Annotated in this window: 11 protein-coding genes and 1 pseudogene; all 12 read left to right on the plus strand. The window is 45.1% G+C overall.

Annotated features, from left to right (window positions below):
- Positions 1 to 801 (plus strand): FTR1 family protein (locus tag RMO27_RS08085; protein WP_309731136.1); only part of this gene is annotated, 801 nt, incomplete at its 5' end.
- Between the two features lie 429 nt (positions 802 to 1230).
- Positions 1231 to 1743, plus strand: coding sequence for a hypothetical protein (locus RMO27_RS08090; protein ID WP_309731140.1), 513 nt, complete (start codon positions 1231 to 1233; stop codon positions 1741 to 1743).
- 134 nt (positions 1744 to 1877) lie between these two features.
- Positions 1878 to 2678, plus strand: a complete 801-nt coding sequence (locus RMO27_RS08095) for a hypothetical protein (protein ID WP_309731143.1) — start codon at positions 1878 to 1880, stop codon at positions 2676 to 2678.
- A gap of 181 nt (positions 2679 to 2859) precedes the next feature.
- Positions 2860 to 5715 carry a carboxypeptidase-like regulatory domain-containing protein gene (locus tag RMO27_RS08100; RefSeq protein WP_309731144.1) on the plus strand — a complete coding sequence of 952 codons (2856 nt, stop codon included), beginning with the start codon at positions 2860 to 2862 and terminating at the stop codon, positions 5713 to 5715.
- A 198-nt stretch (positions 5716 to 5913) separates the two neighbouring features.
- A complete protein-coding gene (locus tag RMO27_RS08105; RefSeq protein WP_309731146.1) occupies positions 5914 to 6543 on the plus strand; it encodes a hypothetical protein in 630 nt (209 codons plus the stop codon).
- A 120-nt stretch (positions 6544 to 6663) separates the two neighbouring features.
- Complete coding sequence (locus tag RMO27_RS08110; protein ID WP_309731148.1) at positions 6664 to 7095, plus strand: hypothetical protein; 432 nt, start codon at positions 6664 to 6666, stop codon at positions 7093 to 7095.
- Between the two features lie 33 nt (positions 7096 to 7128).
- The gene (locus RMO27_RS08115) at positions 7129 to 8331 is read left to right on the plus strand and encodes a WD40 repeat domain-containing protein (protein WP_309731150.1); all 1203 of its coding nucleotides are present in this window, start codon (positions 7129 to 7131) and stop codon (positions 8329 to 8331) included.
- A 133-nt stretch (positions 8332 to 8464) separates the two neighbouring features.
- Positions 8465 to 9562, plus strand: a pseudogene (locus tag RMO27_RS08120) (chlorophyll a/b binding light-harvesting protein); the annotation flags it as partial.
- A 175-nt stretch (positions 9563 to 9737) separates the two neighbouring features.
- A complete protein-coding gene (locus RMO27_RS08125; protein ID WP_309731153.1) occupies positions 9738 to 10784 on the plus strand; it encodes a chlorophyll a/b binding light-harvesting protein in 1047 nt (348 codons plus the stop codon).
- Positions 10785 to 11001: 217 nt separating this feature from the next.
- On the plus strand, positions 11002 to 11964 hold the full coding sequence (locus RMO27_RS08130) for a chlorophyll a/b binding light-harvesting protein (protein WP_309731155.1): 963 nt from the start codon (positions 11002 to 11004) through the stop codon (positions 11962 to 11964).
- Positions 11965 to 12032: 68 nt separating this feature from the next.
- Positions 12033 to 12539, plus strand: coding sequence for a flavodoxin FldA (fldA, locus tag RMO27_RS08135; RefSeq protein WP_309731157.1), 507 nt, complete (start codon positions 12033 to 12035; stop codon positions 12537 to 12539).
- 70 nt (positions 12540 to 12609) lie between these two features.
- Positions 12610 to 13359: an alpha/beta hydrolase gene (locus RMO27_RS08140; RefSeq protein ID WP_309731159.1), complete on the plus strand. Its 750-nt coding sequence runs from the start codon at positions 12610 to 12612 to the stop codon at positions 13357 to 13359.
- Positions 13360 to 13754: the final 395 nt, after the last annotated feature.

Raw genomic sequence — 13754 nt, forward strand, 5'->3', positions numbered from 1 at the left:
GAGTGGCTCATCAAAAGTCTCGGTGCTGCTAACGAGCAGTACGCTGGGGCGATCGAACCGCTGATGGAAGGTTTGTTTGGGGTACTGGCAATCGGGTTACTTAGTTGGATGCTCATCTGGATGTCCCGCCATGCCAAAGGTCTCAAACAAGAAGTCGAAAGTGCCGTAGGTAGCGCACTCCGGTCGGATGCGCGGGCGGGTTGGGGGATATTTTGGTTGGTCTTTTTTGCGATTATCCGCGAAGGCTTTGAAACAGTATTATTTATTGCAAGTAAATTTCAGCAAGGAATCGTCCCAGCCGTGGGCGCGATCGCTGGAGTCGCTACCGCCAGCTTAATTGGGATGCTGTTATTTAAGTGGGGAATGCGGCTGAATATCCGCAAATTCTTTGCGGTGATGGGGGTCTTGCTGTTACTGATTATTGCTGGTTTGGTAGTGACTTCTTTGGCGCGATTCGACCAAGCTATTAATGCTGTCGCCCAGATGAATCGCGAGTCGCAAGGGATGTGCTTTTTCTACGAGCGGTTTGCCAAACCAGCCGATCGAGACTGTATTCTCGGCCCGATGGTCTGGAATTTCAGCAAAATTATGCCCGAAGAACAATTTCCCGGCATGGTATTCGCTGCTCTATTTGGTTACGTGCAACGACTGTATTTAGTTCAGGCTATTTGCTATACGATCTTCTTGCTCGGTGTTGGGAATATGTATTTACAGCCTCAAGCTTGGCAGCTAAATTGGTTTCGTCCCCAGCAGCAGTTTAAAGACATAATGGTGAATAAAATTCCTGACAAGCGCATGTAGTATAAAAAAACAACTACTCAAACAAATTGTGAAAGCTTGCTTTAATCGATCCGCGCTGATTAGTTTCTCAAACTCGCTCTAATCCTCTTGACGATCGAGGCTTACGCAACTGGCGGCTGAGTAAAGATTTACTTTACCCAGCCGCCAAAATTTTGCTAGGGCAATGCTGCTTATTTACCTTGTAAAAATTGACTAGCTAAGTAATTTTTGTCAATACAAAAATTGCAAAATCAGCAATTATACTGATCTAAAGAAAAAATCTATTGCTAATAGTTATCAATAGTGATAACCTAATCATTGTTGATCAAACAAAAAAGTAGGCGTTGCTAAAAGTCCGAAATATCTAGTGCTGGTAATAATTAGCATTTAGACGATCGAGATTTAATAGCAACTACCCACAAAACAAAAACAATATATCTCCATTCTCTCATGAAAAATCTCATCCCTTCGATGGCGATCGCCGGACTGACAGCCGTTGGTTTTGCAGGTAGTGCAGTTGCAGTACCTGTAGGAGCTACGGGTACTGTTCCAACAACCTGTGCGATTCAGAATGTTACTCCTGGCGTACTCGGTCCAAACAGAACAAATGCGAACGAACTCTCAACTAAGTATACAGGCGGCATTCCGGCGGCAGTAAATGTCTTATGTAACACGACAACTAGCACAGTTACGATTACACCTGACATAGCAGCGAGCGTTCTGCCCCCTGGTGGATTCTTGGAATATCAAATTCGTAAAGTTAGTGCTAGCACTGGTATTTATGCCAATTTGGATACACCCAACTTCAAACAACCAGAACGAGCCAGTTACACTACACCTCCTGCTGGGGCTGCAACTGGTGCTCGCGGAGACATTCTCCGCATCGATACGGAAGTTGTGGCACCTGGTGTTATGCCTCCGGGAACTTACAGTACTGTCCTGGATGTGACTGTAGCTCCATGACTGTAGCTCCATAGTTGCTCTAGTTTGAGGTTCTAAGTCTCAAAGTCAAGAGAGCATAATCAAATGACTATGCTCTCTTGCTCCAGATTTTATTAATTTTCCAGTAATTATTATCAATTCCGGTCAAATTAGTTATGTTCGATGCTCTATGGATGCAGGCAAAGATTGTAGGGCTTGCTACAGCCATTGGAATGGCATTACCAGTTTATAATGCGATCGCCCAGTCGGTAAGTATTAGTCCATTAGTGACAATTGAACAGTTGCAAGGCTCGCAAAATAAAACCACTGTTACGGTTAGTAATAGTAGTGATAAACCTCTACGAGCTAGGATCGCAACCACAGATTTTACTTACGATCGAGAAGTTGGCTTTACTGCTATTCCCACTCATGCCAAAAGTGCAGTACCGTATCTGCAATTTTCACCTAGGGAATTTGTCGTACCGCCCGGTGTATCGAGGACAGTGAGGGTGGGTTTTACGCTTCCACCAAGTCTACCAGATGGGGAATATAGTGCTGCTTTGTATATCGAGGGATTACAAGAACAACAGGTGTCGCAAACAGTTGATGGTAAAAAATCAGTTACGACGATTAGACCTCGGATTGCTTCAATTTTCTTTATCAATAAGGGTACTGGTAAACCACAGTTGTCTATAGCTAGCGCACAGTGGAATAGCAAAAGTAAAGAGCCAGTAGTTATCTTGCATAATCAAGGAACAACGGCGGCTTATCCCAATCTCAATTGGAAGATTTTAAAAGGTGGTAGTATAGTTGCAGCAGGAAAACTAGATGGCATCGTTTTAGTGGCTGGAAAAGAACGATCGATGCCAATCAAAACTTCGGCACTGACGGCTGGAAGTTATTTGTTTAGTGGTGAAATTGTCAGCCGTAGTGATGGTAGTCCGATTAAGTTTGAAACTCAATTGCTTATTCCATAGAGATTATTGCATAATCGGGCTGCACTCCAATCCAACTATCTAGAAATTTCTATGCTGCTGAGGACATAAACCAGACTTTTTTAAAAGTCTAGTTTGTAGCAGTACTAGCTTGTCCGACTCGTTGACTAGGCATTTAGATATTTACACCAATTAAAACTATTGAGATGTTCCAGAAGCGAACGTGAATTCGATTCAATTTCAGCATAAATTATTACTAATCGGGCTAACAACTATTAACTGCTGGCTGTGGCAGATTATGATTGCTAGTGCGGAAAGTAATCCTGCACCAGTATCATCCTCGCAAAGCGATCGAGTCGATCCGCTCCGTAATCCCAATTCATCCACAGAACTGACTCAACAGTCATCGCCGCCTGTAGTGCCAGCACCGATTAAAATTGGTGCCCCACCGTTATCCGTGGGTTTAATCCTGAACGAAAAAAGTGTCATTGAAGGGATTAATATTCGGGGCTATGAAGATGGTGAAAAAGCGATCGATTTCGAGCGATGGTTAATCCCATTTGATGAAGCTATGAAGGCACTAGGCATTAAAATTAAGGAGATTGGCAATGGCGAGAGCGTTGAGTTAAGTTCGTCCAGCTTTCGGGTAAATTTTGACACGCGTAAATTGCAAGACGATCCAGTTTTGGGTCGATCAATTTCAATTGCTAATCTCCAATCGATCGGGGGCATCAAAGCTAAATTCGATCTGTATCAATACGCGATCGCCATTACTATCTCGGATCGATCTGCCGCAGCCACTAGTGTCAGTAATGATACCCCGATCGAGTTAGATGGTTTGCCGATTATCTCTACAGGTAAAATCGGGATCGGCGCAATTCAACAACGATCGAATGTATCGGGGGGCAGTAACGATACCACGCGGACATCGGGCGAATTTAGAGCGGTCGGGAATATTGGCACTGGGAGTTGGCAACTGCGGATCGACCAATCCACCTTAGAGGGGATAAATAACTGGAATCTCAACTCAGCCACCGCTTTATTCCAGGGGAAGAACACCGATTGGGCGATCGGTTCTCAGCAACCATTTTGGGGACAATCATTCGCTGGGAGCGGTGCTTTTTGGGGTGTAACCACTATTTCTCGCTCTGGATTTATCCCACCTGTCACGACTACAGGTAACGATTTTAGTGTAGCCGATCGCTTGCAGTCGAGTCGCATCGGGAGAAGTATCATCGGCCAAGCCTCACCAGGTACGGTCGTGCAACTAGTCCGCAATCTCAATACGGAAGTAATTAAAGAAGTATTGGTCGATAGTAGTGGTACCTATCGGTTCGAGAACATTATCGTCGGCAGTGTGGGCGATGATGTCCTCGGTCGAGATTATCGGCTATTGCTCTATTCACGGGGTCAATTGACGGCTAGTCCCGAAATTCGCGACGTGCAGTTTACGACCCTGCTCGGACAGTTACCCAGTGGTGCCTCTGCTTGGGTGGCTTCGGTCGGGGGCAATCGCGTCACATCAGGACAATTTGGCAATTTTGATGCAGTGCAAGGGGGCGTACTGTATCGTCGTGGTTTAAATGAATCGCTAACGGTCGGCATCGGGTCGATTTATGATGCGGGGGCGCGCGGAGTAGGTGAAGTCTTCTTTCAGCCGACTGGAGTCCCGATAGAGCTGGCTGGATCGATCGTCACAGGTGCCAATCCAGTGGTGTTGGGACGATTGAGTTATCAACCATCGACTCAGTTTAGTTTGACGGCTAATGTGGACAAGTTGTCAGCGCGGAGCGATGCCAACTGGCGACTGTCGCCAGGATTTGCCGCACTTGCCAGTTATGACAGTCAGAGTGGATCGAAAGTAGGTGGCGAGTTTACTGCCCGATATCAGCGGAATGCGACCTCGATTCGCGCGACGATCGACAATCGAAACCGCCTCAACTTAAGGGCTAGGCAAGCTTTTGACAAGTTGCAACTTAGCTATCAGACCAATGATGTTTCTAGTCTGGCCGAAATTAGCTACCGCATCCCCATCGGCAAGGAGGAGAGTGGCGAACACGAAATTGGTGCTGCTTACCAGACAAATAGTTCCGGCACAACTACCACCTTTGCCAGTTTGAGTTGGAAATATCGCTCCCCAGCACGGAATAGTAGTGGTGGGTGTTTATGGCAAAGCGAACTCGGCTATGGCCAGAGTCTATTTGGTAGTGGAATTATCGCCGGAATCGATTATCGGATCGCCCCTGGTTGGCAAATCCGAGGCCGTTATCGTGGTGCTTCTGAATCTACCGATGGCCAAGATTTTTCAGTGGAGTTGACCACGACGCTCCAAACTCAAGGGGGAATTACTGGTACAGATCGATCGATCCAGGATTTGGCCACATTAGGTCAGGTCAACATCTACCCATTTTTCGATCGCAATGGCAATGGTCGTCAAGACCCAAATGAAGAGGGTTATTTCGATCCGCTGTTATTAGAAATTAATCGCAAATCTCTGCGAAACTTTTCGGCTCAGACAAATGGCTTAGTTTCAACTCTCCAGCTCGCTCCAGGCAGTTATCGGCTCGATCTCAATCCGGCGGGATACCCGATTAGTTATCGCAGCAAAGCTGCTGCGCTACAAATTGAGGTAGTCGCAGGCACGACCACCGAAATTCCCGTACCGCTGATTCCCGCCTATGCCATGACCGGAATTATCAAAGATAGCGCAGGCAAACCGATTGCCGGCGGACGAGTAGAAGCAGTTTCGATCGCTAATGGTGAAAAATATACTTCGGTTACTAATGATAGTGGGATCTATTACTTGGAAGGATTGGAGCAGGGGGAATATCGGATTAATGTGAGTGGGTTGGCGACGAAGATTACCAACTGCACATCCGCCTGTACCGATCGAGTTCGGATTACACCCCAGACCAATCCAGTCCTAGAACTCAATCTAGATCTCCCTCAACCGCCTGTCACCCCGCCTAAATCTACTACTAGCTTTCATTATGTCCCCAATCTTCCCGCATCTGCTTTGCAAATACTCCAGCCGATCGACAGTCTCAATAGTTTCTCATACATTATTCATAATCTATAGCAATTATTAGTCGAGGTGAGATCGATACAATTAGATTGTAGATCTAAGGCTGAGTAACGAAAAATATCATATATTCGAGCTAATTCGATCGATGTAAAGCTCGATAATTTCATTAAAATATTTACATTAAATAGAATAAATTCTCAATAACTAAGATATAATATTGACTTAAGATAGCTATCTCATCTAATAGTGCTCATGGAAACACGCGAACCATTGACCGAAATATCACCCGATCGCAAATTTCCCAAACAACTGGATATCGCTCAGGTCTGTGCCTATGGATTGAGCATCCTCTCCGCAGGTGTATTTTTGTTTTTGCCATTTTTCAACCTCCTACATCCTAGCCCTTGGCAACGCTCGATCGGGACTATTCACAGTGTTGGTGCTCTCCTCGCTACGGTTTTAGCTGTTTATACGGGACATTTAGCTTTTCCCTTACTCAGAGGCTCGGTGAAAATCTTGCCGCAAGTGCGGACATTAGCATTTTGGGCAACATCACTTGGCTTTGTCGCGATTGCAACTGGTAATTTGGCATACATGCGCTTTAATGCCAATCTAGAATTTGGTGGTGGTAGAGCTTGGCTCAAAGAAAATAGTCCGCTCGTACCATTAGTACTCAGTAATTATCACAAATTCAGTGGATTGTTTATTCTCCCGATTGGTGTTGCTTGTACCTGGATTTTATGGACGTATGGAGATGCGATTTTAGATAAACAACATCGGGTTGTCCTCTCAGCGACTTGTATTGCATTACTGGGGCTAATGTTTTTCGCGATGAGCGATTTAGCCACAGGATTTGGCATGGCAAAAATCCGCGCTCTCTAATACTTTAGGCTCGATCACTTTAGAGAATAATACGTTTGGCGGATTGAAGCATAACATCTCAAATCAGTACTGCCATAATTTATTTATTCTAATCTAATCCTCAAAATTTATTTATAAATAATGGCTACTTACGAAAAAGTATGGCATCGTTTGCAACATTTTCCCACAATTCTGGCAATAGGTTCTAAGCGACCACCAGGAACATCTGGCAGTGCGGCGGCAGCATTGATTAGTGTGGGAATTGGTTGTTTTATGATGATGGTGACACACCATTTTGCTGAGACATCTATCGAAATAGATTCATTTATTTTGGGACTTGGTAAATGGATTCCTGGTAGCAATACTGGTAATAAATTGTGGGGGACGATTGGTAGCTATGCAGGCAAAGAAACAATGCTGCTCGTGAGTTGGTTAGTGAGTTGGTTCGTGCTTCAAAATTTACTCAAGCATAAACAAGTTAAAACTAAGACCATATTTATGTGGACATTTGGGCTGATAGTAGCAGCAACAGTAATGACTTGGCAGCCTCTATTCCTCTATTTGCCATTGTAATCATCTATCTTGAATATCAGATAACAATCGATCGTGAATAATTCACCTCCAGAATTTAGTGACAATTTAGCAAGCTCGATTCTCCCTGGGAGAGGATCCGCCAACGATCCAGAAAAGACAATCATTCAAACGCCAAGAATTTCTGCCCAAGAGCTGCATAAATATGTATGGGGATTAATCGGTGTATTCGGGCTAATGGTAATTAGTTATCCGATCTCGATGAACCGAGTCGCTCAAAAAGAGAAATTCGCACCATATAAATCTCATCTAAAATCTTTAACATTAGAATACCAACCGATCGAATCTCTAGCAGCAACGCCGATTTTAGCATTTACTAACCAGACTCCAGAACGGGTAGTAAATGCACCAAAACACACGCTGATGCGATTTATGAAGTCAACCTACTCGGTTGCTTATAGTCCAGATGGTGAGATAATTGCAGCTAGTACCGCAGCCGGCGGAATTAAATTCTGGGATACCAAAGATCGATCGATTATCAGAGAATTTCCAGCTCATCAGGACTCAATCTACGGCATTGCTTTTAGCCCCAACAGCAAAACATTCGCCACTGCCAGCGATGATGGTACCGTCAAGCTCTGGGGGGCAAAATTAGGAGAGCTTCGAGTCACGCTGAAAGAACACGCAAAAACTGTCTATGGTGTGGCATTCTCACCAGATAGCAAAACTATCGCGACTGCCAGTTTCGATAAAACTATTAGAATCTGGGATGTCCCCACTGGTAATCTCAAACAAACCCTCCAAGGGCACGAGAACTTCGTCTATGCCGTGGCATTTACCCCCGATGGTCGAAATGTCATTAGTGCCAGCGAAGACAAGAGTATCAAGGTTTGGAATGTACAGATGGGAGAATTAGTACGATCGATCTCCGGTCATACAGCTCCAGTGATGTCGATTGCTGTCTCACCTGACGGACAGACGCTTGCTAGTGCCGGCGAAACGATAAAGCTCTGGAATTTGTCAACTGGAGCAGTAAAAAATACGCTCCAAGGGCACACTGGCGCAGTCTATTCAGTCCGATTTAGTGCTGATGGCAAGACGATCGCTAGTAGTGGAATCGATCGTAGCATTAAGCTGTGGGATGTGGATACGGGCAAATTGACTCGATCGCTCGAACACCATACCAGTGCAGTACCGAGTGTAGATTTCGATCTCCAGTCCTCAGGACTGGCGAGTGGGAGTCTCGATGGCACAGTTAAGTTGTGGAATGCCCAGTAAGTCCGCACCAGAGCGATATTTACAAAAATTCACTTAAAATTAATGATACTAATTCTCAATAGTTGTGGTAAACTTTTAAAAAGCTTATTGATATAAATAATCAATAAGTTGATCGATTGATGGAGGTGCAGTGATGACAGCTACAGCAATAAATCCAGACCAGATCGCCCCTTGGTGGGCGGGGAATGCCAGATTGACAAACCTTTCTGGGCGACTCTTAGGAGCGCACATCGCTCATGCAGGGCTAATTCTGTTTTGGGCTGGTGCGATGACTATCTTTGAGATTTCCCACTACGATCCCAGCCAGCCGATGTTCCAACAGGGATTGATTCTCCTCCCACACTTGGCAACATTGGGCTTTGGAGTTGGGACTAATGGGCAAGTTATTGATACTCAGAGTTATTTAGCGATCGGTGCAATTCACTTGGTTAGTTCCGCTGTCCTCGGTGCGGGTGGTATTTATCACTCAATTCGCGGGGAAGCAATCTTACCTCAAGACTCAACTGCTGTTGGGCGGTTTGGGTATGACTGGCAGGATGCTCAGAAGATGACCACTATTTTGGGTATTCATCTGACGCTTTTAGGCATGGGTGCTTGGGTGCTCGTTGCTAAAGCCATGTGGTGGGGTGGTTTATATGATGCAGCTTTAGGTTCGGTGCGGGTAGTGAGTGACCCAACATTGAGCGCAGGACGCATTTTTGGCTACCTCTTTGGGCTACATGGCTGGGCAGGCATGGCAGCAGTAGATAACCTCGAAGATGTTGTCGGTGGGCATATTTGGGTGGGTTTGCTTTGTATTGCTGGCGGTTGCTGGCATATCACCACGACTCCCAGTCAGTGGGCAACTAAAATCCTCTTTTGGTCTGGCGAAGCTTATCTGAGCTATAGCTTGGGTGCGCTGGCTTACATGGGATTTGTTGCAGCTTACTTTGTCGCGGTCAATAGTACCGTCTATCCCGAAGACTTCTACGGGCCAGTAGGTTTGAATGTCGGCGTCAATATAGAAACAGCAACCGTGCGGACTTGGCTGGCTACCAGCCACTTTATCCTCGCAGTATTGCTGCTAGCCGGACATATCTGGCACGCAATTCAAGTGCGGGCTGCGGCGGCTGGCATCAATCTGCGACCAGGTCGCGTGGTAGCGACCGAACAGCCGGAGTAAGCAAATTGGGATGTGTCGATCGATACTAGCAACTTGACTAGCTCATTATTGAGAAATTTTCCTTTTTATTGAAGAAAATTCTCTCCGTTTGAGTCAGCAATTGGGAAAGACTGAGAAATTTGGTGGAAATCGCTTTCTTCCGATTTCTCAGCACGAGTTAAAAAATTCTATTTCGATGATAACAAACCCACACGCCGTTTATGGCTGATGGGTAATTACACGATCGATTGAGGTTAATTAAACAATGCAAACTTACGACAGACCAAATGTTAAATATGGCTGGTGGGCTGGTAACGCGCGCTTTGCCGAAAAGTCGGGGCTATTTATTGCCGCCCATGTCGGACAAGCCGCGCTGACAATGTTTTTTGCAGGGGCAATGACACTATTTGAACTCTCTCGCTATAGTGCTGCTACCCCAATGGGCGAACAGGGTTTAATCTTATTACCGCACCTAGCTACCCTCGGTTTGGGTGTAGGCAAAGGCGGCGAAATTGTGGATACCTATCCGATGTTCGTCGTCGGGGTGGTGCATTTGATTTCTTCCGCAGTTTTGGGTGCGGGTGCTCTATTCCACACTTTTAAAGCACCAGAAAGTTTGGCAACTGCCAAAGGTCAAGCGCGAAAATTTGATTTTACTTGGGACGACCCCAAACAGTTGGGATTGATTCTCGGACATCACTTACTATTTCTGGGCGCGGGTGCGTTATTGCTAGCAGCTAAAGCGATGTGGTGGGGTGGTTTATATGACTCCACGATTCATGATGTGCGGTTAGTTACTGCACCTACCCTCGATCCTGTGGTTATCTATGGTTATCAGACGCATTTTGCCACGATAACTAGTCTCGAAGATTTAGTCGGCGGACATATCTATGTTGGCGTTTTACTAATTCTGGGTGGCGTCTGGCATATCGTCAAGGAGCCGTTACCTTGGGCGAAAAAAGCGTTGATTTGGTCGGGCGAAGCAATTCTTTCTTATTCTTTGGGTGGAATTGCTTTGGCTGGGTTCGTGGCAGCGTATTTCTGTGCTGTCAATACCTTGGCTTATCCACCAGAATTCTACGGTGCCGTATTGGATGTGAAGTTGGGTGTAGCTCCTTATTTCTCAGATAGTGTGAAGCTGCCCATCGGACATACCTCCCGCGCATGGTTGGCAAACGGTCATTTCTTCTTAGCGTTTTTCTTCTTGCAAGGTCACTTGTGGCACGCACTGCGGGCGATGGGCTTTGATTTCCGGCGGGTAGAAAAAGCCCTCAACGGCATCAACGAACCAGTCACATCTTCGGCTGAGTAATCACGGAACCCACCCCCAATCCCCTCCGTAATGCCAAAGGCAAGGCTCCGCCAACGCGTAGCGTCTGCCTTGCAGAGGAGGGGAGCTACGGAAAATCCCCTCCTTGGAGCGAAAAGTGCGGTCTTGGGGTTTCCCCGTCTTGGCTCACCTTTTCAAGACAGGGGTGCCCGTAGGGCGGAGTGGGTAGATCTCCGCAACCACAATATCCCCTAATTTTATGACAATATCCGTACAAAGATCGATCGCCGAAGATAGTCCAAAACTAGCTTGGCTCATCGGTAATTCCAAATTAGTCAACCTCTCAGGACAACTCCTCGGCGCACATATCGCCCATGCCGGACTGATCATGTTTTGGGCGGGAAGTACGGCAATTTCCGAAGCCCTGCGCTTCCAGCCCGATTTGCCCTTCGCAGAGCAAGGATTTATCCTGCTCCCCCATCTAGCTACTTTAGGCTGGGGTATAGGTGCTGAAGGCAAGATTGTCGATACATATCCTTATTTTGTGATCGGGATACTGCATTTAGCAGCCTCAGCGGTACTAGGCGCCGGTGGTTTGTATCATGTATTCCGCGCGCCAGCCAATCTCCAAGATGGAGCGGGGCGGGTGGCTAAGTTTCATTATGAATGGAACGATCCCAAAAAATTGGGTTTTATTCTCGGACACCATTTAATCTTTCTCGGTTTAGGAGCCTTGGCTCTGGCGGGTAAAGCGATGTGGTGGGGAGGAATTTATGATGCGACACTTCATCAAGTACGGCTGATTAGCGAACCAACTTTAAATCCGGTGACGATTTTTAGTTATCTCGTCGGGTTGAATCATGGTGTATGGACACCAATCGGCATGGCAAGTGTAAATAATTTAGAAGATATTATCGGCGGACACTTATGGATTGGTGCAATCTTACTTGGTGGTGGTGCATGGCATATTTTGGTTGCACCTACGAACTGGGCTGTGAAGATTTTACGGATTGAGGCTGATGCGATTTTAGCTTATAGCCTTGGTGGTTTGGCATTTATGGCATTAGTAAGCTGTGCTTTTGTGGGTTTTAATACTACCGCTTTTCCCGTGAAATTTTATGGGTCAGATCGATCTTTCGCTGCTGCAAGTCAATTTTTCCTCGCTATTACTGCTCTAGTCGGCCATCTCTGGCACGCTTATCGCGCGCGGATGGTTAATTAGGTTTTAGGCTTTAGGCTTTAGGAAGATTAACTTGGAATATATACATTCATGATCTTGGAATTAAACATATGTCAAAAATTGGACTTTTCTTTGGTACTCAGACTGGTAAAACCGAAAGTATCGCCGAAATTATTCGGGATGAATTTGGTGGTGACTCGATCAATCTACATGATATGGCTAATGTAGATGTTAGTGACTTTGATGGATATACTAAATTAATCATTGCTTCACCGACTTGGGATATTGGCGAATTGCAAAGTGACTGGGAAGGATTTTTTCCAGAATTTGACACAATGGATTTCACTGACAAAACCATTGCTTACTTTGGGACTGGCGACCAATTGGGATATGCCGACAATTTTATGGATGCAGTCGGCATACTAGAAGCAAAGATTACCGCACGCGGTGGTAAAACGATTGGTTATTGGTCTACCGACGGTTATGATTTTTCTGAATCTAAAGCAGTGCGCAATGGTAAATTTGTTGGTCTAGCGATCGATGAAGATAATCAATCAGACTTGACCGAAGAACGAGTTAAAATTTGGGTTGCTCAAATCAAACGAGAATTTGCATAAGTATTTTTATTTTCTAGTTCAGTAATTGAGTACTGGTGGTAAATTTGCCACCATTTTTTAGATATTAATTATGATAATCGATCGACCCAAGTTCATCTGGATTAATGCTAGTCCTAGTCTTAAATGTTTTCATCGTCGTTTGCTCCATCAGCTCTCTAAAGCTGTTGAAATTGAGTTTTGGGAATACTATCAAACATTAGATGAAGGTAGCTCGATCGAGGGTGCCATTCATTTGTTAGCTCAATACCTATCTTGCTCAGATCGTCCGATCGATCTAATTGGGCATGGTATTGGCGGGGTAATTGCGCTAGGCTATGCTCGCTTGTATCCAGAGCGAGTTGCTTCACTCACATTATTAAGTGTCGCTGTCCAACCAGCGATCGATTGGCATTCATATTACTATACCCAATTAAGATCTTCGCCATCTAGTCGAGAGTGTGTGCTGAGATCGATTGCGAGCAATTTATTTCCGAGTACTTGTGCTAATCACATTTATAGCTTGACTGAGCGATTAGAGCGAGATTTAGTTGAAGCGCCATCCAATCACTCACTATTTCGATTAGATATTTTAGCCGCAGGTGGCGTAAAAATGCCTTTGATGATTTGTGCTAGTCAAGATGATCCGGTAATTAGTCTAACTACTTTATCTGGATGGCATAGTTATCTAAAATCAACAGATACAATTTATCGCGTTACTACAGGCAGCCATTTTTTTCATCATTTCTATCCTGAATTAGTCAGTTGCCAAATCCAGCAATTTTGGCAGAAGCTGTCACCATCATCAGGATTATATCAGCTTGCAAGTGTGGAGTTTAATTAACTGATGGTCTTAATTTGCTTTATCCTAACCTGGGTCACGATTTTTAGTGCCTTTTTGACTCTTGCCTATCAATGGAAAACAGGATTTGTTTATCTAAAACGTCTTCATCAAGTTCCTTGCCATCAATGCAAATATTTTACAAATAGTTGCTATCTAAAATGCACTGTTAATCCTCACATTGCTTGCTCAGAATCTGCGATCAATTGTCGAGATTATCAATTTAGATCGGATCGATAACACGGCTCTCCTCTGAAAACCGGGTAAAATGTAGCGATCGCTACATTTTACCCTCATACTGGCTATGGACTTTCACCTGAATTCTCTTCTTGATTTGTCTCAAGCTACAGTTTTCACTTGCTACCATGAAATGGATTTTATTTGTTTGCACTTACAAT

Origin of the sequence: Chamaesiphon sp. OTE_75_metabat_556, from assembly GCF_031378165.1 — a bacterium.
Taxonomy (GTDB): Bacteria; Cyanobacteriota; Cyanobacteriia; order Cyanobacteriales; family Chamaesiphonaceae; genus Chamaesiphon.

Excerpts from the sequence above, each read along its gene's own strand:
- RMO27_RS08090 (WP_309731140.1), top strand. The coding sequence starts at position 1,231 with ATGAAAAATCTCATCCCTTCGATGGCGATCGCCGGACTGACAGCCGTT.
- RMO27_RS08095 (WP_309731143.1), top strand. The coding sequence starts at position 1,878 with ATGTTCGATGCTCTATGGATGCAGGCAAAGATTGTAGGGCTTGCTACA.
- RMO27_RS08105 (WP_309731146.1), top strand. The coding sequence starts at position 5,914 with ATGGAAACACGCGAACCATTGACCGAAATATCACCCGATCGCAAATTT.
- RMO27_RS08110 (WP_309731148.1), top strand. The coding sequence starts at position 6,664 with ATGGCTACTTACGAAAAAGTATGGCATCGTTTGCAACATTTTCCCACA.
- RMO27_RS08125 (WP_309731153.1), top strand. The coding sequence starts at position 9,738 with ATGCAAACTTACGACAGACCAAATGTTAAATATGGCTGGTGGGCTGGT.
- RMO27_RS08130 (WP_309731155.1), top strand. The coding sequence starts at position 11,002 with ATGACAATATCCGTACAAAGATCGATCGCCGAAGATAGTCCAAAACTA.
- fldA (WP_309731157.1), top strand. The coding sequence starts at position 12,033 with ATGTCAAAAATTGGACTTTTCTTTGGTACTCAGACTGGTAAAACCGAA.
- RMO27_RS08140 (WP_309731159.1), top strand. The coding sequence starts at position 12,610 with ATGATAATCGATCGACCCAAGTTCATCTGGATTAATGCTAGTCCTAGT.